Here is a 23,077-nt window from a genome sequence, read left to right on the forward strand (position 1 = left end):
TCACCAGCGCCGGCCGGCGGGAGTCCGCTCCGGCTCCAACTCGGCGGCCTCCAACTCGGCGGCCTGCAACTCGGCGGGTTCCGGCTCGGCGGACTCAGGCTCCGGTTCGGCGGGCTCCGACTCCTCGGCGGCGGCATCTTCCGGGGCCGGATCGATCACCGATGCGGCCGGCCCTTCGACGGTCTCGGAGCGCGGCGATTCCGAAGCCATGTCCCACTCGGGTGCTTGTTCCGCTTGGGCGGCCGCGCGGCCGCGTCGCGGTCGAGGACGGGACCGGAGCCGGGCGGCGACCCGATCCCAGATCACGACGACGAACAAGAGCGCCAACATCCCCGCTGCTCCGACCGCCGCGACGGCCCGGGTGCGATCTCCCGTCAGCACCTCGGCCTCGTTGAAGGTGCTGTTCGTGCGGGTGTGGATGAACTGCCGCTTGGGCGCGTTCTCCTCGTTCTGGATCCGGTCCAACTCCCCCTGCAGCCGGCGAATGACCTCGTCCCGAGTTGCGATCGCCTGCTGCGGGTCCGGCCCCTCGGTCGTGATCACCAGCAGCGGTCCGGTGTTCGGGATCAACGCGATCGAGTACTCCGCGGTATGGCCGGCCTCCGCCACCGCCCGCTGGGTCTCGGGCGCATTCACCGTCGACGCGATCAGGGCGGCCGTCGTGGACAGTCCCGGATCGAGATTGAGGTACGGATTGATCGGCTTGTCGCCGCCGGCCTGCGGCGGCAGCAGCAACAGCAGCTGGCCGGTGGCCTGGTAGCTGACCGGCGACTTCAGCAGGACCGCGCCTGCTCCGCCGGCCACCAGCAGCAGTCCGACCAGCAGGACATACCAACGCCGCCGCACGATTCCCAGCACGTCACTCAGGTAGATCCCCGTCGCCGGACGATCGGGTGTCGCCGGACGTTCAGGAGACGAGTTGTCGTCCATACACTTCCTCCTCCACCACTCGGACCACACCGGACTGGGCCGGCGCCCAGCCGCGGCGCACCGACGCGGCGACCTCGACCGGGTCGGCCGGTGCGCTGACGATCATGGACAGCGCCTCGGCCATCGCGGACGGCGTCGGCCGGGCCCACCGGGCATGATCATTCTTCAGGTCGGCCCGGGCCCGCGGACTGTCGTTGATCACCGGCACCGTGCCGGCCGCGAGCATCTCCTCGGCGACCAGCGAGATGTTCGTGAACGAGAGGGCCAGGCCCGCGATGCACGTGTTGTACAAGGAGTTCAGCTCCACCGGGGTCAGCCGGCCGTGCCGGATCGCCTGGTACGGCAGTGTCCGCGGCGCGTCGCCGTACACGTGGATCGGTACGTCGTGGTGCCGACGCTGGAACTCCGTCAGGGCCAGGCTGCCGAGCCAGAAGCCGCGACGCGCCGTCCCCGGTCGGGCGTAGCAGACCACGCCGGTCCGCGGCTCGTCCGGGAGCAGCCGGTAGACGTCGGTGTCGCAGCCGAACGGCGCCACGTCCGGTTCCAGGCCGATCTCGTTCCGCAGCGCCGTGGCCACCATGTCGCCCAGCGCGATGCACCTGAACCCGAACCGGTACGAGTCCTCGGCCAGCGCGTACTCCGGGCTGTGCGGGTAGAAGTACGGCTCGTAGTCCTGGATGAAGTAGAGCCGCCGCATCGGGCCGACGCCGCGACTGGCCAGCACGTGGGCCGAGTCCCAGCCGGTGGCGATCCCGGCGTCCACCCCGCGGATCCCGTGCTTGGCGTCGCGCACCTCGGACTGCACCGCCGGCCAGCCCTGCCGGATCACCGCTCGATGATCATCGAGATCGCCGGAGTACCGGTCGTAGACGAAGATCACGCAGCGGTGCCCGGCGGCCTCCAGTGCCTCGACCATCCGGAACATCGTGGTGTGACCGCCGGAACCGAGGGCCGGTGGCGTGATCACCCACCCGATCGTCAGCCGGGTCCCGCGGACCGGCGCCGCGAACGGCACCGGCAACCGGAGTCGCTGGGAGTCGACCACGTCCTCCGGCAGCAGCAGCGGCTCCCAGGCCCCGGCACCCAGCCGGTGGTACGCGAACCGCGCGGTCCGCGCCGCCGCGCCGGACATCCCGTCCCGGCGGACGATGCCGACGATCTTGCCGACAGCCTTGATCATTCGGCCGGTCATCCCGATCTCCGTTCGCCCAGTGCCTTGATCAACACGTCGGCCACGCGCTCCTGCTGCCCGGCGGTGATGCCGGGGAAGATCGGCAGCGACAGGATCCGCTCCGCTGCGGCTTCGGCCTCCCGATAGCGCTCCCCGACGAACAGGTCCGCGAACGCCTTGATCCGGTGGATCGGCGCCGGATAGTGGATCCCGGCCCCGATCCCGGCAGCGGCCAGCTCGGCCAGGACCTGGTCGCGGTCGGGCACCTTGATCACGAACAGGTGCCAGACATGATCATTGCCGGGCGCCACCTCGGGCAGCTCGACCACGGGGTGTTCGGACAGTAGTTCCCGGTAGCGCGCGGCCGCGGCCTGCCGTTGCTCGTTCCAGCCGCGCAGCCGGCGCAGTTTGATCGACAGTACGGCGGCCTGGATCGAGTCGAGCCGGGAGTTCCGGCCGAGTTGATCATGCTGGTAGCGCTCGACGCCGCCGTGATTGCGCAGCGCCCGGAGGTTCGCGGCCAGGTCGGCCCGGTTCGTGGTGACGGCACCGGCGTCGCCGTACGCGCCGAGGTTCTTGCCCGGATAGAAGCTGGTCGCCGCCGCCACGCCGAACGCCCCGGCCGACCGGCCCAGCCGGGCCGCACCCTGGGACTGGGCGGCGTCCTCGAACAGCAGCACGTCGTCGGGCACCGCGGCGCGCAGCGTGCCGAAGTCGGCCACCTGGCCGTACAGGTCGACGCCGATCAAGGCTCGGGTGTGCCGGGTCAGCCGGGTCACCACGTGATACGGATCGATCAGGTGATCGGACCGGCAGTCGGCGAGCACGACCGTCGCGCCGACCTGGACCACGGCCTCGGCCGTCGCCACGAACGTGTTCGCCGGGATGATCACCTCGTCGCCGGGCCCGATGCCGGCGGCCCGCAGCGCCAGCTCGATCGCGTCGGTCCCGTTGCCGACACCGACACAGTGCCCGGTCCCGCAGAACGCCGCGTACTCCTCCTCGAACCGGGCCACCTCCGGCCCGAGCACGAAGGAGGTGCCGGCCATGATCGCCGCCAGCCGATCGCCCACCTCGGCGGCGATCTCGGTATGGGTCAGGGCCAGGTCGAGGAACGGCACCGGCAGTGCCGGGGCGAGGTCGACCGCCGGCGCGTCGAGCGGAACGTCCAGAGTCATGATCGAACGCCTTCCAGGGAACGGATCCGCCGCAACCACCAACGGTGCAGCGGGACGACATAGAGCCCGGCGGCCACCGCGGCACCGAGGGCCAGCACGGCCAGGTCGGGCAGGCCCAGTCCGGCCAGGACGAGCAGCGCCCCGACGGTCGGCATGATCACCAGCAGCGGGACGAGGCAGGACCGCAGCAACGCGGACGGCCTGACGCCGACCCGGTGCAGACAGAACAGGTAGGCCGGCAGGACGAAGCAGAGACCGATCGCCAGGTGAGCCAGCCCCGCGCCGGCCAGGCCGAGCCAGGAGATGCCCGCGACCATGCCCGGCACCATGATCAACAACCAGCCGACCTGGACCAGCAGCACCGGACGGGTCGCGCCGAGCGAGATCAGGTAGGTGGCGAACAGGTCGAACAGCACCCGCACCGCGCCGAACAACGCGAGGCCGCCCAGCGCCAGAGCGGCCGGTCGCCAGCGATCCCCGTAGAGCAGGCCGATCGCGGGCCCGGCCAGCGTCGCCAGCCCGACCCCGACCAGCAGCGCGACCGCCCAGACGGGTCCGCTCGCCGCAACCAGTGCCCGGCCCTGCTCGGCCCGGGTCTCCAGCCGGGCGAACGCGGGCAGTGCGACCACCCGGACCGATTGGCCGATCGCGGTCATCGGCCAGGACGAGACGTTGAACGCGAGCACGTACAGGCCGAGTTCGAACGGGCTCAGCACCCGCGCCACGATCAGGTTGTCCAGCGTGATCAACAACCAGGACAGCAGATTCGCGCCCGCGAGCGGCAGGCAGAAGGCAGCCGACTCCGCGGCGATCCGGCGGTCGAACCCGAGCCGCAGCCGCAGGCGAGTGGCGAGAAACAGCCCGAGCACCGTGACCACCTGCGTGGTCACCTGGCCGATCGCCAATGCCATCGGCCCGTGACCGAGCAAGGCCAGCACGGTCAGGGTCGCCGACGAGCAGAGCAGCGCGGCCCCGTTGATCAGGAACAGGGTGCGCTGCCGGAACGCGCGTTGCAGCATCGCCGCCGGAACGATCCCGAACCCGAACACGGCCAATGCGATCGCCATCACCATGATCACCGGAGCCGAGTCCGGAGACCGGAACGCCGCGGCCAGCGGTCCGGCCAGCAGGGCCATCCCCGCGGCCAGCGCCCCGCTGGTCAGCAGCCCCATCGTGGCTACGGTCGGGATCCGGCGCTCCGGGTCCCGGGCCCGGACTAGGTCCGAGCCGAGCCCGAACTCGGCCAGCGTGCCGAGCACGCTCCACACCGTCAGGGCGACCGCGAACACGCCGAACTGGTCCGGCGCGATCAGCCGGGCCATGATCAAACTCACCGCGAAGTTGCCGACCCGGAGCACCAGGTTGCTGACCGTGCTCCAGCCGAGGCCGCGCCGGACCTCGCGCCCTGACCCGGTCGAAGGGCCTTGATCGGTCTTCGACAGGCTCAGCCCGCGTTGGCCACTCATATCCCGTACCTCCGTTCGCGCCGCCACCACAGGTGGTGGCTGACCCGGGAGGCGAACCGGCGTACCGGAGCGGCCGGGAGCGAACGCCGGCTCAGCGGCCCGACCTGGCAGAGCCGCCAGAGCAGGTCGGTCCGGATCTTCGGGAACGTCTGCACCGCGAACTCGAGATGCTCCTCGATCATGGATCGGTCGGCATGATCACGGTGGGCCCGCAGCGCGAGCCGGAGCGACTCCCGGGCCAGCGCGCGCAGCGCCACCGGTCGCTGGGCCACCACGTCGGGCCGGTCGATCGCGTGCTCGTCGAACAGCAGGCCGAACGTGCGGCGACGTTCCCGCAGGTCGGTGATCATGCCGGCGTATGTGGTCAGGTGCATGTTCGCGTCGTGCACCCGGTAGAGCGCCTGGGCCGGTCCGTTCACGCGGCCGATGTCCCACCGCAGTGCGGTCCGTAGCCACAGGTCGAGATCGCCGGAGTGGGGCAGCCGCGGATCGTAGTAGCCGACCTGCTCCAGCGCCGCCCGCCGCATCACCACCTCGGGCGAGGAGATGAAGCACCGAGCCGTGCGGATCGACCAGCCCAGCCAGCTCGATCCGCGCCACCGACTCCAGTTCCGGACCGCGGTCGAGGTCTGCGGCGGTTCCGCGCTGAACGACCGGGCGTAACCGTAGACGAGGCCGACGGTGGGCTGCGCCTCCATCAGCGCCACGGCCCGGGCCAGCGCCCCGGGCGGCAGCAGATCGTCGGCCGACAGCAGCACCACGTACTCGCCGTCCACCGCGGCCAGGCCGTCGTTGTAGGTCTGGATGTGGCCGCGGTTCACGGGATGCCGGAGCACCCGGACCCGCGGATCGCCGTGCGCCAGTGCGGCGGCGACGTCGCCGCTGCCGTCCGGTGACGCGTCGTCGACGATCAGGACGTCCAGGTCGACTCCGGGCTGGGCCTTCAGCCCGGTGATCAACTCCGGCAGATAGCGGCCGTAGTTGTAGCAGGGCACCACGACGCTGACCCGTGGTCGCCGGGCCAGCGGCACCGGTCGCAGGAACGTCATCACGGCCGGGTCCTGTCGGAGAGCGGCCGGGCCGGCACGCCGGCCCACACCTCGCCGGCCGGGATGTCGCGGATCGCGGCCGCTCCCATGCCGAGCACCGCGTTCGCGCCGACGGTCCGGCCCTCCCGGACGCCGGCGTTCATGCCGACATAGGCCGCCGGACCGATCCGGACCTGGCCGCCGAGGGAGACGCCGGCACACAGCGTCGCGAAATCGTCCACCACGACGTCGTGGGTCAGGGTGACCCGCGGCATGATCACGACGTGTCGGCCGACCTGGACGTCGGCGGTCAGAACCGTGCCGGCCAGCACGATGCTGCCGACGCCGATCTCGCAGCTCTCCGGCACCCCTACCGTACAGTCGATCACGGAGACGTACCGATCGTCGGCGACGCCGGCGGCGTGCAGCCGGCCGGCCAGCGTGCGGCGGTCCCGGCCGCGGCCGGCGGCGATGATCACCGCGGTGTCCGGATGGTCACGGATCACGGCCGGCCGGCCGAGCACCGGCACGCCGTGGATCACCTTGCCGGTCAGCGCCGGGTCGTCGTCGAGGATGCCGCGTGGATGCAGCCGACCGCAGGACCGGAGCACCATGATCAGCTCTCGGGCCAGGCCGCTCGCGGCCACGATGATCAGATCCCGCATCAGCGCCGCCCGGCCTCGGACAGCACGCCGATCACCCGATCCTGATCGTCCTCGGTGAGCCGGTGGTAGAGCGGCAGGATCAGCGTGTGATCGGTCAGCCGCTCGGTGACCGGCAGCGGCGCCGTGATCAACTCCCGGTGGGGCGGCTGCCGGTGCGCCGCCATGATCCCCCGCCGCGCGGAGATCCCGTGCTCGGCCAGCTTGATCAACAACTCGTCCCTGCCGACCGGGAAGCCCGGGCCCACCTCCACCCAGTAGGACTGGAAGTTGCCGGTTCCCCATTCCGGGTCGGCGACCGGCCGCAGTCCGTCGATCCCGACCAGCGCGTCGGCATAGCGGGCGGCCAGGGTGCGGCGCCGTGCGATCAGGTCGTCCAGCCGGCCCAGTTGCACCAGCCCGACCGCGGCCTGCAGGTCGGTCATCCGGAAGTTGAACCCGACATCGGGGTAACTCTCGGCGGGTGCCAGCACCGACGCGTGCCGATCGGCGGCGGAGACGTCCATCGCGTGCTCCCGGAGCCGCCGGGCCCGGTCCGCCCAGTCCTGCCGGGGCGTGCTGAGCATGCCGCCCTCGCCGGTGGTGATGATCTTGCGCGGGTGGAACGACCAGGCGGCGACGACGGCCGACGCACCAACGGGCTCTCCCCGGTAGGTCGAGCCGGCGGCACACGCGGCGTCCTCGATCACGAGGATGCCGAGCGGCTCGCAGAGGTCCCGAAGTTGATCAAGATCGACCGGAACGCCGCCCTGATCGACCGCAATCACGGCCCGGGTCCGCGGCGTCAGGGTGCGCTCGACCGTCTCCGCCGTCAGGTTCCCGGTCACGACGTCGACGTCGGCGAAGACCGGTCGCGCGCCCACGTAGAGCGGCGCGTTGGTCGTCGCGATGAACGAGAACGACGGCACGACGACGTCGTCGCCCGGGCCGATCCCGGCGACGATCAGGGCCAGCTGCAGGGCCGTCGTGCAGGACGAGGTGGCGACCGCGTGACCCGCCGAGAACCGCTCGGTGAAAGCGTTCTCGAACGCCGCGACGCGCGGGCCCTGGGCCACCCAGCCGGAGTTGATCACGTCGGTGACGGCGTCGATCTCGGCCTGGCCCAGCTCCGGCATCATCACGTTGATCCGGGACATCGCGGTCTGGGTCATTCAGCTCACCGACACCCGGTCGCCGGCCGCCGCCGCGGCCCGCTCCGCACGCCACCAGCCGACCAGCCGGCGCAGGCCTTCGGCCAGGCCGATCTCGGCGCCGAAGCCGAGGTCCTGCGCGGCGGCAACGGTGCTGGCCAGCCGGCGCCGGACCCCGTTCACGGTCCGCTGCGGACCGAACTCGAGCTCCAGCTCCGACCCCATCGCCGCCAGCAGCGCCAGGGCCAGGTCCCGCAACGACGTCTCGGCTCCGCTGGCAACGTTGTAGACGCCGCAGTCGACGTCGCTGACCGCCGCCAGTACGTTGGCCCGGGCGATGTCGGTGGTGTAGACGAAGTCCATCGTCTGGCTGCCGTCGCCGAAGATCAACGGCGGCTGACCGGCCTCGATCCGTTCCATCCAACGGATCAGGACCTCGGTGTAGAGCCCGTGCACGTCCATCCGCGGCCCGTACACGTTGAAGTAGCGCAGCGCGACGAACGGCAGCCCGGTCATCGCGTGGTAGCTGCGCAACAGTCCTTCGTTGTACGTCTTCGCGGCGCCGTACAGAGTGTCGTTGTGGTACGGATGCTGGGCCTCCGTGGTCGGGAACTCGTCCGCCAGCCCGTAGACCGAGGCCGACGACGCGGCGACGATCTTGCGCACCTGGTGCCGGGCCGCCGCCTCGACCACGTTGAACGTCCCGTCCACCAGCACCTGGTGGGCCAGCCGTGGTTCCTCGGCACATTGGGTGATCCGGATCGCCGCCTGGTGGAAGACCAGATCGCAGCCGCGCATGGCAACGTCCACCTGATCGACATCACGGATGTCGCCGATGATCATCGTCAGTCGCGGATCCGTGGCCGCGTCGGCGAGGTTGGCCTCGCGGCCGCGGACCAGGTTGTCCAGCACCCGCACCTCGGCCGCGCCGGCCGCCAGCAGCTGGTCCACCAGCGTCGAACCGATCGTCCCGGCACCGCCGGTGACCAGGGCGACGGATCCCTCGATCTGGTTGGGGTTGCTCGTCACGCGTACTCCTTGATCATTTTTGCTGAGAGGTCCTGCACCTGAGCCGGTGCACCCGCGGAGGCGAGGCTGGCCGACGTCGCCTCCAAGATCGACAACACCCGCATCCCGGCCGTGCCGTCGGTGCTCGGCTCGCGCCGTTCGGCGATCGCGGCGGCGAATTCGGCGACCATCGAGGCCAGCGCCTCCCGCTCGCCGAGCGCCGGGGCCACCATGTCCCCCATCCGGTACGACACCGCGCGGGCCGTGCGCTCGCCGACGTCGGCGGCGGGCCCGGTCAGGTCCACCCCGCGGTCGTACACCGAGATCCGTTGCTGCGGGTTGAGGTCGTCCCAGACCAGGGTGCGCCGGCTGCCGCCGATCACCACCTGCCTGATCTTGGTCGGGGACAGCCAGTTGACGTTGACGTGCGCCGAACCGCCGGACGGCAGCGGCATCGTCAGATAGCCGATGCAGGCCCGGCCGGTGCCCAGAGGATCTGCGCCGACCGCGGACACGGCCTCCGGCCGCAGTCCGCCCGGCAACACGAAGTCCAAGATCGACAAGTCGTGCGGTGCCAGGTCCCAGAACACGTCCACGTCCGGCTGCACCAGGCCCAGGTTGATCCGGGTCGAGTCGACGTAGAGCACGTCGCCCAGCTCGCCGGCCTCGATCGTGTCCCGGATGAAGCGAGCCGCCGGCGTGAAGCAGTAGGTGTGGTCGATCATCAGCACCCGCCCGGCCCGGCGCGCACTCTCGATCATCAGCACCGCGTCCGCCGCGCTCTCGGCCAGCGGTTTCTCCACCAGCACGTGCTTTCCGGCCGCGAACGCGGCCAGCGCAAGCGAAGCATGGGTCCGGGCCGGCGTGGCGATCGCGACCGCGTCCAGGTCGTCCCGGGCCAGCAGCCGGTCCACCGACGTCTCCACGTCGACGGCGGTCCGGTTGCCGATCACCCGCCGGGCCCGCGCCTCGTCGAGATCGCAGACCGCGACCAGGTCCCAGTCGGGCGAGGCGAGGAAGTTCCGGATCAGGTTCGGCCCCCAGTAGCCGGCGCCGATCACGGCCACCCGGGGCGTCCCGTTCGTCTCCATGATCATTCCGGTACCACCATGATCACGTCGACCCAGAAGTTCGTCGCGGAGGCCGAGGTCGGCACACCGGACGGATAGCGGTAGCAGCCGCCCGTCGCCGGTACGGTCAGCGGCCCGGCCACGTACTCGGCGGTGAACTGGCCGCTGGTGACCGCGTACCGGCCGGCCGGCGCGAGATAGCTGGCCACGTACGTCGTGTTCGCCGCCACCTCGACCGGCGCGTCGAGCGCGACCACCCGCCAGCCGGTGCCGCTGGTCGAGTCGGCGGTGCCGCCGCCGAGCCGCGTACCGTCGGCGGACCACAGGGTCACCTTCGCGCCCGTGTTGCCCGGCCCGGCGTAGAACTTGATCGCCGTGATCACGCCGGCGGTCGAGGTCTGGAACCGGACGCCGAGCTCGGCCGAACTGGTGTCGTCCCAGGCCGCGTGCTGCGGCGTGGCCGACTCCGGGAACAGGCTGAACTGCTGCCCGGACGGCGGCCGGGCCGTGGTCGTGAACGTCCAGCTGTGCGGCTCGGACATGGCCACCCCGGACGTGCTCTTCGCCGACACCGTGGCGGTGAAGCCGGTCGCATAGGCGAGCGGATCGGCCGGCCGGAACGTCGCCGTCCGGGTCGCCGCGTCGTAGCTGGTCTGTCCGCTGACCGCTGCTCCGCCGGTCACCTTCAGGCTGAACTGGAGCGTGGCCGGGTCGATCCCGCGCTGGAACCGGGCCGTCAGGGCACTGCCGACCTTGCTCAGGGTCGAGTCGTCGGCCGGCGACGTCTCCGCCACGGCGGGCGCGTCGGCGTCGCGGTCATCGAACAGGACGTCGACGTAGTAGTGGCTGTTGCCCCAGCCGGCGTTCGGGAACCGGTCCGAGCCGTACCCGTACACCCCTCCGCTGCCGACCGACCGCAGCGGCGCGTTGATCACCGGCTCGTCGAAGAATCCGGCGGCCGCGGCGTAGTGCCCGTTCGGTGCGTAGTAGCTGGCGACATACTCCGTGCCGGCCCGGATCTCGACCGAGTTGTCGAACTCGGCGACCTGCCAGCCCGGCGGGCCGTCCGTGAACGTGAGCGTGGCCAGTCGATCCCCGCCCGCGGACCACAGCGAGCCCTTGTGGGTCCCGGTGTTGCCGGTCGAGCGGTAGTACCGCAGCCCGGTGACGAACCCGTCGACGGTCGAGGTGAACCGCAGGCCGAGGGTGACCGCGCCGCTGTCGCCGGCGTCGGCCGACGCGGGAACGGTGCTGGTCTCCAGCAGCGAGCACGGGCAGCCACCGGCCCCGGAGGTGGTGAACTTCGTCGTGTGCGGAGCGTCCATCGGCGCCCCGGACGGGCTCTTCGCTCCGCTGACGATCACCGTGTAGACGGTTCCCGCGGCGAGCGCTGCGCTCGGCCGGAAGACCGCGTCGTTGCCATCGGTGCCGTCGGACGTCGTCCCCGGGACGCTCGTGCCGTCGGGCCGCTGCACCTTGATCACCGCCGATCCGGGCTGGACGAGACTCGCGAACGAGACCCGGACCTGGGCCGACAGGGGAACCGACCTGGCCTGATGGCCCGGCGACACCGACGCCACCTCGGGCTTGGCCGCTGCCCCCGTGTTGAAGATCGGATCCACGAAGTAGTTGGTGTTCGAGGCGTACGTGGGCGCACCGGTGCCGTACCGGTAGCGGCCGGCCCCGGCTTCGGTGCGCAACGGCTCCCGAACCCGCAGACTCCCCAGGCCGCCCGGCTCCGCCGAGTAGCCCCCGTCCGGCGCGGTGTAGGAGGCGACATAGGTCGCGTTCGCCTGAATCGGCACCGGGCTCTCGAACATCGCCACCTGCCAGCCGGCGGTGCTCTCGGTGCCGGTCGTGGCGACGGCCAACCGGTTGCCGGCCTCCGACCACAGCGCGACCTGGTGCGGACCGGAGTTCCCCGGCGCCTTGTAGAACCGGATGCCGCTGATCTCGCCGCCGGTCGAGGACCGGAAGGCCACACCGAGCTGGACCGTCGCGTTCTCGCTGTCCGGTGGTCCGGTCGGGTTGGTCCCGTCGTCGTACAGGGTGCAGGGACAGATCCCCGGAGTCGCGTTCGGTTGGGCGCTGGTGAACGTCCACTGGTGGGGCGCCGGCATCGGCTGCCCATCGGCGGTCTTGGCGGTCACCGTCGCCGTGTACTTGGTCTCCGGAGGCAGGCTCTGGCTCGGCCGGAAGACGACCTGCCGGGCCGAGCTGTGGGTGAGCGTCCCGGCGACCTGCGCTCCCGCCGGGTTCTTCAGGGTCACCGCCACCGACGACGGCGTCACGTCCCGGGAGAAGTTGATCTTCACCTCGGCGCCGAACGAGACGGACGTCTGGCCGTCGATCGGCGTCACGGCGGAGACCGCCAGGGGTGTGGTGTCGGTGGTCGAGTAGAGCGCGTCGACGTAGTAGTTGCTCTGCTGGAAGCTCTCGCTCGGGAAGCCGTCGTTGGGGGTGAACACACCGTTGTTCGCGGTGCCGCCGCCCGGTGCGGTCATCCCGCCCGAGGAGTGACTCCGATAGGAGAAGAAGCGCTGGTCAGCCGCGTAGCCGCCCTTCGGGGCGAAGTAGGCGGCGACGTACTCCTTGCCGGCCACGACCGGGACCGCCGACGGGAAGTTCACCGTCTGCCAGCCGGTCGCCGTCTCGTTGCGGAACGTCGCCGTGGCGAGTTCGACCCCGTCGGCGTCGAAGAGCGTGCCGGTGTGGGTGCCGGTGTTCGTCGGCCCCTTGTAGAACCGGATCCCGGTGATGAAGCCCCCGGCGGCGACCGTGAACCGGGTGCCGAGGGTGACCGCGGCGGTGTCGTCGGTGCTGGCCGCGGTCGGGGTCAGCGCGCCGAACAGGCTGCATGGACAGTCCGCGCTGATGGTGATCTTGGTCGGGGTGGCCTGAATGTTCCCGGAGTCGTCGATCGCACGGACCTGGATCGCTCCGGCACCGCTGCCGGACAACACTCCGGTGTAGCTGTAGCTCTCCCGGCCCTCGGCCGGATGCCAGCTGAGGCCACCGTCGACCGACACCTCGACCCCGCCGATGCGGCCGCCGACATCGGTCGCCTGTCCCTTGACGGTGATCTTGCTGCCGTGTGCCAGCGTGCTGTTGTTGGCCGGAGCAGTGATCGTGCTGGTCGGCTTGCTCAGATCGGTCGAGGTGGTGGACCGGACCAGGCCGGGCTGGATCGTGCTCGCCAGGGCACCCATGTCGGCCAGGATGTTGATCGTCGCCTGACGAATCCGCGGGTCGACCGGCTCGGTCTCGCCGTCATGATTGACGTCGAGGCCCCACGACCATTGGATGGTTCCGGCCGAAAAGACCAGGGCACCGCTCGGCGCTCGATATTGAGTCAGATGATGCGTGGTCGTACCGGGCGTTACGACATTTCCGAAATCTTGTAGCAACTCCGGAGTCGGGCCGACCGTGGTCGACAGCCGAATCAATCCGGGCGGCCGGAAACCGTTGTCTCGATCCTCGTTCGATTCGTACCCGATCGTGTGCTTGGCCAGGGTCGCCGTGGAACCGGAGGAGAGGTTGGCCAACGTCGTGTTTCGCCAGAGCCGCAATTTCCCCTCGTCGGCGTTGACCTTGATCGCAAGATCGACGGAATTCGACTGATAGAGGGTTCCGGTGAGCTCATTCTCCGGGCCGTGGCCGAGATTGCCGAAGCGAGGATCTCGCCAGGTCGCGGTCGGCGTCACCGGGTCGATCTTGGTGTGCGCCCAGGTGTCCTTGTAACAGATCAGGGTCCGATTCGCCGTATTCGTGCCGTCCTGCGACGGCTCCCAGCGAGTCTTCCAGTAAACCTCGTTGCCGGAGAAGAACGCGAGGTTCGTGCCGGCGTTCCGCGCCGCCTGGACGTTGTCCCGCTGATCCTTTGACCAGTACTCGTCATGCCCCACCGAGAGGAACACCTTGTGCTTGGTGATCAAGGCGGGATCGAGGTGGGTGTCGAGTCCGGAGACATAGGAAACGTCGTAGCCGTTGGACTCCAGGAACCTGATCATCGGGTACTCGTTGGCGAACAGGAAGTCCCGCCCGTTGACCAGGTTCCGGGTGTTGAACGGCCGGTTGTAGCTGAGCTTGTACGCCCGCCCGTTGTCCTTGCCCCAGTAGAAATTCGAGCCGCCGTAGGTGTTGTACGCCTGCCACGTCGTGTCCGAGGTCTGGAACAGCACGTCGGACGTGTTGCCGTCCTTCCGGACGATGAACGGGATGTGCGAATCGCCCTGCGTGTCGGTCCGGATCAGCCGGGCGATGTAGACGCCCGAGACCGCGTCCGCGGGCACGTCCCAGGATGCCGAGACGCCCCAGGTGCCGCAGTCGTAGATCTCCGTCGCCGGGTCCGTCGCGCAGGCCGGCTGCCGCTGCGGGAGCGTTGCCCGCAGCGTCCCCGTACCGACCTGACGGGCGCCGTCGCCTCCGTAATAGCCGAGCCGATAGATCTTGACCTGATAATTCCTCGCATCGGTGTCGATCTTGAACTCGACCCGGGTACCGACGTTGACACTGATCTTCGTCGCGAATCCCTGAATCGAGTCGTCGCCGATTCCGTCGATATCCCATTCCGACTGCGGCGTTCCGGTCTTCTGGTTCTCGCACGCGATGGTATTTCCCGTGCAGGCGGCCGCCGCTGGCGGCGCGGCGACCGCGAGCACAGACATTCCGAGCACCAGAGCAAGAGCGATCACCCAGAATCGGCCAACCGAATTCGGGCATGCGCGAATCACAGGTCGTGCCATGAGAACTTCCCCCGATATCCCCCGTCGGCCCGTAGAACGGGCCAGATTTCCCCCCGTCGACGGCCGTGCGATACGCCCCGGCAGCCGAGCAACCGCAATCTAACCCGGCACCCTCAGCGCCAGCCCAACCGTGACCAAAACGTGATCTTTGCTTCTTGCCGCGTTCATCGCGCTCGCGGTCAAGAGTTCACTTGCACCGATTCCCGCCTGTATTTCCGAATCCATGCTTATGATCTTGAACAGGTGTGCGCCGGGTCGGTCAGGGGGGCCGACTCGGCGCGACGCCGAAGGAGCAATCACCATGGCCTCGCCCAGGCTGCCATCCATGATCATCTTCGCACTGCTCGCCGTTGCCGGCTGCAGCCAGTTCGACCCGGTGGTCCAGGGATCCGAACCGAGCGGGAGCCCAGCCGCCACCCGTACGACGGCGGCACCGGGGCCGAAGCCGAAGCCCACGAAGGTCCGCAACGACCTCCAGTCGGGCAAACTCAGCCACCGCCTGAACACCGACGACCTCGAGCTGCGGGTCGAGTACCGGACGACCCTGTCGACCAAGGAATGGACCGCCGGCGCGACGAAGCCGTTCAGGGTCACCGCCACGGCACGCACCCCGGACGCGGCCAGCCAACCGAAGATCTATCTGTCCAGGGTGACGATCAGCATGGACGGCCGGGACGACACCGAACCTGTCGACGCTCCGGCTCCGGTGGTCGACGAGGCTTCGATCGTGCCCGGCTTCCTGATCTCGAACCCGGCCTCGTACGGCCAGGAGTTCTTCCTGCCGACGCTGCCTCCCGGCACCAGGACGCTCACCCTGCGGCTCCGCTACGAACTGCTGATCGCCTCCCCGGGAGCCACGGCTGTCGAGGAGAGGGACTATTCACGGCGGACCGTGACCGACCTGCTGGTGGTGCCGATCGCCGCCCCGTGAGGCGCCGAGATCGATAACGAAAAGGTTGCGGTCACCGGATTGCCGATCCGGTTGGGGTCTGCGTACGATGAGCCAGCAAGGCCCAGGAACCCGTGTGATGACGATCGCGCAGGTGATCGGGCCGAGTTTGTGAGTCGGCGGCTGGACCGCTGGTTCGCATGGAGACTCGGGGGACTATCCATGGTGAACGCGTCCGTTCGACGTGTTTCGTTTTGCCCTGTTCATGCTCCGCCGTCACGGCGCACGCTGGACCTTGGGGCCGGGAAAGCTCGACGAGTCCGCAGGCTGCGTACGGTGGCCGGGCTGAGACCGCGGGGCAATCCGTAGACGCCCCCCACCCCGTCCGGATGCCCGACGGATCACGCCGTGGGCCTTCAGTGCCCGGGCCGTCCGGCCACCGTACGCTCTCCTGAAAACGGGCCGACTCCCCGTTCTACGGGAATTCGGCAGAACGTCTCGACCACGCTCCGATTCCGGGTTACGCTGCATGCGCCTGGAGATTCGGGGGATTCGCTCAGGCGTTCCTCAGCTTTTCGGCGTCGCGCCCTGCGCGCCCGAAACGGCTGAGCCTTCGAACGTCCGAACCTCCTGGCACGCATGATTCTGACCCGTCGGGGGACGGGGGCTTTCGGGGGAAAGTTGGGGGGACATGACTGTAGTCGAGCGCGTTTTCGCGCCCGAACGGACGGATGACGGGGCTAGGGGGCACACCCCTGAACCAGGTCGGGGACCGCGGCGGGGGCCGCGATTCCTGGACTGGAGCAGGCGGTATCTCGCCACGTTGATCTTGGTCGACGCCGTGATCGGCGTGGCCAGCCTGCTGATCGGGCATGCCGTCACGGGCGCACGCTATGACCATCTGCCTGAGCTGCTGCCGCTGGTGCTGGCGGCCGCGTTGGTCTGGCCGATGTCGATCGCGATGAACCGCGGTTACCTGCGGCACAACATCGGCGTCGGCAGCGACGAGATGCAGGCGACGGCCCGAGCCGGCATCGCCGTCATCGTGCTGGCCGCCGTGGTCGCCGAGCTGCGCGAGGCGCACGGGGTGCTCGGCATGGTGCTGGTCGCCGTGCCGGCCGGCATCGTGATCACCGTGATCGCCAGGTTCGCCGCCCGCAAGGTGCTGCACCACCGGCAACGAGCCGGGCGCAACGTGAAGGCCGCACTGCTGATCGGCCACACCGGCTCCGTTCACTCGCTGTCCGAGGTGCTGCAGCGGGAGGCGCACGCCGGCCTCCGCATGGTCGGAGTCTGCGTACCGGCCGAGGAGGTGCCGCTGGCCCGTGACCTCGGACTGCCGGTCTTCGGTGATCTTGATCAGGCGGCCCGGCTGGCGCGTGATCTCGACTGCGAGGCCGTCGCCGTGACCACCGGGGAACAGACCAGCCGGGACTACCTGCGCCGGCTCGCCTGGTCGCTCGAGGGCGCCCGGATCGAGCTGCTGGTGCACCCCGGGCTGGTCGAGGTGGCCGGACCGCGGATGCACATCCGGCCGCACGTCGGGCTGCCGCTGCTCAAGATCGAACAGCCGCACTTCACCGGCTGGCGACGGCTGATCAAGCGCGGCGCCGATCTGATCATGACCGGCGTGGGGCTGCTAATCATCAGTCCGCTGATGATCGTGCTGGCGCTGGCGATCAAGCTCTCCGACCGCGGGCCGATCTTCTTCCGGCAGACCCGGGTCGGCCTGGACGGCAGCACCTTCACCATGTGGAAGTTCCGGTCGATGCACGTCGACGCCGAGGAGCGGCTGGCCGCGCTGCGCGCCAGCCACCCCGAGGTCGGCCTGATGTTCAAGCTGCACGACGATCCACGGATCACCCGGGTCGGCCGGTTCCTGCGCCGCTACTCGCTGGACGAGTTGCCGCAGCTGTTCAACGTGCTGACCGGCTCGATGTCGCTGGTCGGGCCGCGGCCGCCGCTGCAGTCCGAGGTCGACGCGTACGAACACCACGCCCACCGCCGCCTGCTCGTCACGCCGGGACTGACCGGGCTGTGGCAGGTCAGCGGCCGCTCCCTGCTCAGCTGGGAGGAGACAGTGCGCCTCGACCTGCGCTACGTCGAGAACTGGACGTTGACGCTCGATCTGTTGATCTTGTGGAAGACGTTCTTCGCCGTGCTGGCGAAGCGCGGCGCCTTCTGATCATGCTCCGTCGCGGATTCAGTCCGCGGCGGAGCCGAAGGCGTAGGAACGGATCGGCTGCCAGCCCTGCGCACCCTCGGTGCTGTCGATGGCGGGCCCGGACCAGAGTTCCACATGATCAACAGGCTGCTCGAACGGCAACCGGGCCCGGACCTGCTGCTCGGCGGCGCGCAGCTCCTCGATCGGCCGCTCCATGGCGACAGTCAGATGCGGTACGACCTCGACGAACTCGCCGCCGTACGGCAGCAGCTCCGGGTACGCGGCGGTCACCCGCCTGATCAACGCGAGGATCGGCGCGGGATCGTCCGGCGCGACATAGAGGACCCGCTCGCCGAACCAGCCGGTCCGGCTGCCCCGCAGCACGAACGGTGCCGCCGCGCCACAGATCCGGCCCAGCTTCCGATGATCATCGTCGTCGAGTTCGTCCGACGGCTTGAAGGGATAGAGCACGGTCACGTGCGCGAGCAGTCCCTCGGCGGTTCCCGCCACCGCCCCGGAGATCACCGGCAACGCACGCGGACAGGTCAGCAACAACGCCGTCTCGAACGAACTCGCCACCCGCACACTGAACCACATCCGCGGCCCGGGCAGACCACCTCGCGACGTTCTTCTCGTCCGCGCCGTTGACCCGGCGGAATCGGGCCCGGTCAGGCGGTCCGGGTCAGGCTCCAGAGGGCGGCGATCAGGGGCCGGCGCAGGTCGGCCCGGCGGACGCAGAGCCCGATGGTGTGCGACTCCAGGGCCGGCTCGGCCGCGACCTCGGCCAGCCGGTCGGCCGAGGTGGATCGCTCCAGCACCAGGCGCGGCACGATGCCGGTCCCGTAACCGAGCGCGACCAGGGCCAGCAGGCCCTCGTGCCCGTCCGGTTCGGCGGCGATCACCGGCCTGATCCCGGCCCGGCGGAACCAGCGGAAGGCGGCCTCCCGGACCAGCCCTCGCGCCGGTACGACGAACGGCGGTGGGTCGTCCGGATCGAGCGGCCGGCCCGAGTCGCGGGCCGTCACCAGCACCAGGTCGGTCACCGCGACGGTCCTGGTGATCATGGTCTGCGGCAGCCGGGCCGGGATGCCGGCCACCGCCGCATCGACCTCGCCCTCGTCGAGCCGAGCCAGCGCGGTCGCCGCGTCACCGGTCCGCAGGTCCAGCCGGAGCTGCGGATGGGCGGCCCGGACCGGCGCCAGCAGGTCGGGCAGCAACGCCTGGCAGGCCGTCACCGTGGCGAACAGCCGGAGCTCGCCGGCCAGGTCGGCCGGTTCGCCGCCGCCGGCCCGGAAGTCGGCCCAGAGGGTGAGCGTCTGCTCCGCGTACGCCTGGAAGCGTTGCCCGTCGGCGGTCAGCGCGACGCCGCGCGGCCCGCGATCGAACAGCTTCACGCCGGTCCGGCGTTCCAGCCGCTGGATCGTCCGGGTCAGCGTCGCCGCGCTGACGTGGCCCTCGAGGCTGGTCCGCCCGAAGCTCAGGGTGCCGGCCAGATGCAGGAACAGCTCCAGCTCACGATGCTCCATCTTTCACTCTCCGCAACGGTCCGATGCGATTCTTGCGCTTGTCGCAATGCTCGGCTCCGACCTTAACTGAGGTTCATGAGCACCTTCACCTCATCGATCTTCCACACCGAGACCATGATCGTTCCGGGCGGCAGCGAGACCATCCTGCGCGGCGGCCGGGATCTGTTCCCGCTGCTTCCCGAGGCGCTGCACGGCGTCCGGCGGATCGGCGTGATCGGCTGGGGTCCGCAGGGACGCGCCCAGGCCAAGAACCTGCGCGACTCGCTCGCCGGGACCGGGATCACGGTGACCGTGGGACTGCGACCCGGCTCGGCCTCCGCCGATGATGCCCGCAGCCACGGCTTCACCGAGCAGGACGGCTCCCTCGGCGACTGGCTGGCGGTCGCCGCCGACTCCGACCTGGTGATCTTGCTCATCGCCGACGCCGCGCTGGCCGAAGAACACCGGACGATCTTCGACGTGCTCAAGCCGGGCGCGACGATCGGACTGTCCCACGGCTTCCTGCTCGGCCACCTGCGTGCGATCGGCAGCGACTTCCCGCCCGGGCACCCGGTGATCGCGGTCTGCCCGAAGGGGATGGGCGACTCGGTCCGTCGGCTGTACGAGCAGGGCGCGACGATCAACGGCGCCGGGATCAACGCGAGCATCGCCGTGCACGCGGACCCGGACGGTCATGCCACCGACCGCGCCCTCGCCTGGTCGGTCGGGCTCGGCTCGCCGTACACCTTCGCGACGACGCTCGCCGACGAGTACCGGTCCGACATCGTCGGCGAGCGCGGGATCCTGCTCGGCGCCGTGCACGGCCTGGTCGAGGCGCTCTACCGTCAGTTCCTGCTCGACGGTGCCGATCCGGTGACCGCCTACCGCCGCTCGACCGAGTCGGTCACCGGCCCGATCGCCCGGACCATCTCCGAGTCCGGCCTGCCCGCCGTCCGCGCCGGGCTGTCCGAGGCGGATCGGGAACTGTTCGACCGGGCCTATGCCGCCGGGTACGGGCCGGCCCGGGAGATCGTCGCGGAGATCTACGACGAGGTCGCCGACGGCACCGAGCTGCGCAGCGTGATCTTGGCCGACGGGCGGCTGGCGACCCGGCCGATGTCCAAGATCGGCGCCAGCCCGATGTGGTCGCACAGCAGCGAGGCACATGCGCTGCGGGACCGCGAGCCGGTGCCGGTCGATCCGGTCACCGCCGGCCTGTTCGTGGCGACCATGATCGCCCAGGTGGACGAGTTCGCCGAGCGCGGGCACGCGTGGTCCGAGATCGTCAACGAGTCGATCATCGAGGCGGTCGACTCCCTGCTGCCGTACATGCACGCGCGCGATGTCGCCTTCATGGTGGACAACTGCTCCCGGACCGCCCGGCTGGGCACCCGGCGCTGGGGTCCCCGGTTCCAGGCCGCGTACGAGCAGCTGGCCCTGCCCGCCCTCGACCAGCCCGCCGAACCCGCGCTGATCAAGGGATTCCTGGACAACCCGGTGCACGAAGCCCTGGCGGTTGCCGCGAAGCTCCGGCCCTCGGTGGACATCTCCGTCTCCTGAACAACCGTCTCCTGATCACTCCCGGCCGCCGATCGCCTCGACCGGCCGGTCCCGCAGCACCCGGAGCGCCGGAATGATCATGGAGAGTACGGCGATCGCCGCCGTCGCCGCGATGATCGCAAGATAGGTCAGCGGGTCGACGGCGGGGATCGGGTCGGCCCGCTCGGTCAGGCCGAGACTGACCCCGACCAGCGGCGGCACGGCGACGGCGGTCCCCAGCACGACCGCGATCATGATCACGACCGCCGCCTCGACCCGGACCATCCCGATCACCTGGCGCGGCTGGGCGCCGACCAGCCGGAGCAGCGCGAACTCGCGCCGCCGCGACGCGGTAGACATCACGAGGGTGTTGGCGACGCCGATGGCGATGTAGCCGAACACCGCGGACAGCAGGATCATCGTGCCCAGATTCTGCTGCTCGAACTCGCTGTGCCGGGCGACCGTGAAGTCGGCCCGGTCGAGCACGGCGACGCCCAGGTGGGCCGCGGCGAGCCGATCCAGCGTGGCCCGCAGGTCCGGCAGGGCGCCCGGCGCCGCGGTGATCAAGATCAGGTCGTCGAGTCCGTACGGGCTGTGCGCAAGCAGCCGGTCCCGGGGCAGCGTGACGTCGCCGAAGCCGAGTCCGTTGCCGTAGATCGCCACCACGGAAGGACTGATCGGGGAGCCGTCCGCGAGGTGCAGCCGGATCCGGTCGCCGACCTTGACCCCGAACACCTCGGCCGCGGTCTGGCTGAGTGCGACCGTGTCGCCCACCAGCTGGTCGGTGCTGCCCGAGCGCAGATCAAGATCAACGGTCCCGGCCAGCCCGGTCGACGCCACGCCCTGAGCCCCGAAGACTCGCCGGGTCGCGTCCCGTGCCCCGGGCAGCAGGTACTCCCCGATCACCTGGGACCTGATCACCGGTGTGACGGCCGCGGCCCCGGGCTCAGCGGCGATCCGCTCGGCGAGCTGCGGCGACAGCCCGGCCTGCCCGCTCACCACGACGTCGGCGACGAGCCCCGCCCGAGCCTGATCGGCGGCGACGGCCATCCGGGTGGTGCCGGTGAAGAGCTGGACGGAGGCGATCGCGATCGCCAGCACCAGCGGGGTGATCGCGGACGTCAGCCGGCGCGAGTTCGCCGCCGTGTTGGCCGCGGCGAGGTAGCCGCCGACCGGCGCGCCGCGCCGGATCAGCCGACCGGACAGCCGGATGGCGACGGAGACCAGCCGCGGTCCGAGCAGACCCACCGCGATCACCAGCACGATCACCGACATCGCCGCCGCACCGGTCGCCGCGTCGCCGCCGATGATCAACGGCAGCAGGGACAACCCGAGCCCGCCGGCCAGCAGCAGGGTACCGATCAGGGCGCGCGGAACGCCGAGCCGCGGGCTCTGCACGGCCGCCTCGCCCAGCGCCTCGATCGGCCGGATCCGGGCCGCCCGCTGGGCCGACGCGAGGGCGGCGACCAGCGCCGCACCGAGACAGAGAACGACCGCCACCAGCATCGGCACGGGCCCGACCGTGATCATGAAATCTGCCGGGATCACCCCGATCGCCGCGAACGCGTTCCGGAGCACCGAACTGAGCAACACCCCGGGGAGTAGACCGAGCAGCGCCGCCAGAACGGCGATGATCACGCTCTCCAGGGCGATCAGCCGGCGCACCTGCCGCGGCGTCGCGGCGATCGCCCGGAGCAGGGCGAGCTCGCGCCTGCGCTGCTGCACCTGCAGTCCCAGCGTCCCGGCGACGATGAACAGCGCGACCATCAGGGCGACGCCGCCGAACGACCCGGCGATCCCGACCAGGTTGCCGCGCGCCAGTGCCAGGTCGAGGAATTCGATCATGCCCCGCTCGTCGCCGGCGTACACCCTGGCGCCGTCCGCCGACACCGCAGCCGCCAGTGCGGTCTCGAGGGCCGCCAGGTCGGCGCCGGCCGCCGGGATCACTCCGATCGCGTCCACCTGGTCGGGATGACCGCTCAACCGGCGGGCCTCGTCGTCGGTGACGTAGGCCCCCAGCTCGCGTGGCTGGGGCGAACTCGGGGCCACCAGGCCGACCAGCCGGTAGTCGCGGCCCATTCCCCCGAGGCCGACGGTCAGCCGATCACCGACGCCGAGCCCCAGCAGCTCGGCGGCGCCCTGATCAAGGACAAGCTCTTCGGCGGTGGCCGGAGCACGGCCCTCGATCAAGGGGTACGGTCCGAGCTGCGTGGACGTCCAGCCGTGCCCGACGACGGACTGCCGACCAAGATCGATGATCTTGCCGTCCCGGGCGGGCAGCACCGGGAAGGCGACGTCGCCGATCGCCGACTGAACGCCCGGTACGGCGCCGACGGTCGCGACCAGTCCGGCCGGGACGCGGACCCGGCTGCCGAACGCCTGACTCGGCACGTTCGGGTCCGCGAGGGTCTGGTCCGCGCCGACCACCAGGGGCGCGCCGGCGTACCGCTGCGGCGGGGCCCCGGAGGTCAGTCCGGACTGGAGCAGGATGCCGCAGCCGGTGAGCAGGGCCGAGGCGGCGAAGAGGGCGACGAAGGCTCCGACGAAGCCGCCGGCCCGACCACGGATCGTCCGCAATGCCAGTCTGATCAT

The 23,077-nt window shown here is 70.4% G+C and carries 17 protein-coding genes; 3 read left to right on the plus strand and 14 right to left on the minus strand.

The features are described from left to right. The 11 genes from ACFQU4_RS13640 to ACFQU4_RS13690 form a co-directional block, all read right to left on the minus strand. Complete coding sequence (locus tag ACFQU4_RS13640; RefSeq protein ID WP_377492596.1) at positions 1–930, minus strand: hypothetical protein; 930 nt, start codon at positions 928–930, stop codon at positions 1–3. Beyond that, entirely contained in the window at positions 908–2,122 is a 1,215-nt protein-coding gene (locus tag ACFQU4_RS13645) for a glycosyltransferase family 1 protein (RefSeq protein ID WP_377492600.1), read from the minus strand. Before ACFQU4_RS13645 ends, ACFQU4_RS13640 begins: the two co-directional genes overlap by 23 nt. Then, positions 2,119–3,279, minus strand: a complete 1,161-nt coding sequence (locus tag ACFQU4_RS13650) for a DegT/DnrJ/EryC1/StrS family aminotransferase (protein ID WP_377492603.1) — start codon at positions 3,277–3,279, stop codon at positions 2,119–2,121. Before ACFQU4_RS13650 ends, ACFQU4_RS13645 begins: the two co-directional genes overlap by 4 nt. Then, positions 3,276–4,745, minus strand: coding sequence for an oligosaccharide flippase family protein (locus ACFQU4_RS13655; RefSeq protein ID WP_377492606.1), 1,470 nt, complete (start codon positions 4,743–4,745; stop codon positions 3,276–3,278). Before ACFQU4_RS13655 ends, ACFQU4_RS13650 begins: the two co-directional genes overlap by 4 nt. Next, positions 4,742–5,794, minus strand: a complete 1,053-nt coding sequence (locus ACFQU4_RS13660; protein ID WP_377492609.1) for a glycosyltransferase family 2 protein — start codon at positions 5,792–5,794, stop codon at positions 4,742–4,744. The genes ACFQU4_RS13655 and ACFQU4_RS13660 overlap by 4 nt, the downstream gene beginning before the upstream one ends. Continuing rightward, positions 5,794–6,438 (minus strand): NeuD/PglB/VioB family sugar acetyltransferase, encoded by a 645-nt coding sequence (locus ACFQU4_RS13665; protein ID WP_377492612.1) that lies wholly within the window; start codon positions 6,436–6,438, stop codon positions 5,794–5,796. The genes ACFQU4_RS13660 and ACFQU4_RS13665 overlap by 1 nt, the downstream gene beginning before the upstream one ends. After that, complete coding sequence (locus ACFQU4_RS13670) at positions 6,438–7,586, minus strand: DegT/DnrJ/EryC1/StrS family aminotransferase (RefSeq protein ID WP_377492615.1); 1,149 nt, start codon at positions 7,584–7,586, stop codon at positions 6,438–6,440. Before ACFQU4_RS13670 ends, ACFQU4_RS13665 begins: the two co-directional genes overlap by 1 nt. After that, the gene (locus ACFQU4_RS13675; RefSeq protein ID WP_377492618.1) at positions 7,587–8,594 is read right to left on the minus strand and encodes an NAD-dependent epimerase/dehydratase family protein; all 1,008 of its coding nucleotides are present in this window, start codon (positions 8,592–8,594) and stop codon (positions 7,587–7,589) included. Continuing rightward, positions 8,591–9,670: a Gfo/Idh/MocA family protein gene (locus tag ACFQU4_RS13680; protein WP_377492621.1), complete on the minus strand. Its 1,080-nt coding sequence runs from the start codon at positions 9,668–9,670 to the stop codon at positions 8,591–8,593. The genes ACFQU4_RS13675 and ACFQU4_RS13680 overlap by 4 nt, the downstream gene beginning before the upstream one ends. Beyond that, entirely contained in the window at positions 9,667–14,310 is a 4,644-nt protein-coding gene (locus ACFQU4_RS13685; protein WP_377492623.1) for a DUF4082 domain-containing protein, read from the minus strand. The genes ACFQU4_RS13680 and ACFQU4_RS13685 overlap by 4 nt, the downstream gene beginning before the upstream one ends. Before the next feature lie 177 nt (positions 14,311–14,487). Beyond that, a complete protein-coding gene (locus tag ACFQU4_RS13690; RefSeq protein ID WP_377492626.1) occupies positions 14,488–14,721 on the minus strand; it encodes a hypothetical protein in 234 nt (77 codons plus the stop codon). Between ACFQU4_RS13690 and ACFQU4_RS13695 the strand changes: the two genes are divergently transcribed. Both ACFQU4_RS13695 and ACFQU4_RS13700 read left to right on the plus strand, forming a co-directional pair. After that, the gene (locus ACFQU4_RS13695) at positions 14,714–15,319 is read left to right on the plus strand and encodes a hypothetical protein (protein ID WP_377492629.1); all 606 of its coding nucleotides are present in this window, start codon (positions 14,714–14,716) and stop codon (positions 15,317–15,319) included. The two genes, ACFQU4_RS13690 and ACFQU4_RS13695, sit on opposite strands and share 8 nt — an antisense overlap. Positions 15,320–16,100: 781 nt before the next feature. After that, positions 16,101–17,462: a sugar transferase gene (locus tag ACFQU4_RS13700; protein ID WP_377492632.1), complete on the plus strand. Its 1,362-nt coding sequence runs from the start codon at positions 16,101–16,103 to the stop codon at positions 17,460–17,462. An 18-nt stretch (positions 17,463–17,480) separates the two neighbouring features. Here the strand turns inward: ACFQU4_RS13700 and ACFQU4_RS13705 are convergent, their stop codons facing one another. Further along, the gene (locus ACFQU4_RS13705) at positions 17,481–18,020 is read right to left on the minus strand and encodes a 2'-5' RNA ligase family protein (protein ID WP_377492635.1); all 540 of its coding nucleotides are present in this window, start codon (positions 18,018–18,020) and stop codon (positions 17,481–17,483) included. 89 nt (positions 18,021–18,109) lie between these two features. After that, the gene (gene ilvY, locus ACFQU4_RS13710) at positions 18,110–18,967 is read right to left on the minus strand and encodes an HTH-type transcriptional activator IlvY (protein ID WP_377492638.1); all 858 of its coding nucleotides are present in this window, start codon (positions 18,965–18,967) and stop codon (positions 18,110–18,112) included. Between the two features lie 75 nt (positions 18,968–19,042). On the opposite strand from ilvY, the gene ACFQU4_RS13715 reads away from it, so the two are divergent. Next, positions 19,043–20,506: a ketol-acid reductoisomerase gene (locus ACFQU4_RS13715; RefSeq protein ID WP_377492641.1), complete on the plus strand. Its 1,464-nt coding sequence runs from the start codon at positions 19,043–19,045 to the stop codon at positions 20,504–20,506. A 15-nt stretch (positions 20,507–20,521) separates the two neighbouring features. On the opposite strand, the gene ACFQU4_RS13720 is transcribed toward ACFQU4_RS13715, so the two are convergent. Further along, positions 20,522–23,077, minus strand: a complete 2,556-nt coding sequence (locus ACFQU4_RS13720) for an ABC transporter permease (protein WP_377492644.1) — start codon at positions 23,075–23,077, stop codon at positions 20,522–20,524.

Source organism: Microlunatus sp. GCM10028923 (assembly GCF_042666975.1).
GTDB lineage: Bacteria > Actinomycetota > Actinomycetes > Propionibacteriales > Propionibacteriaceae > Microlunatus.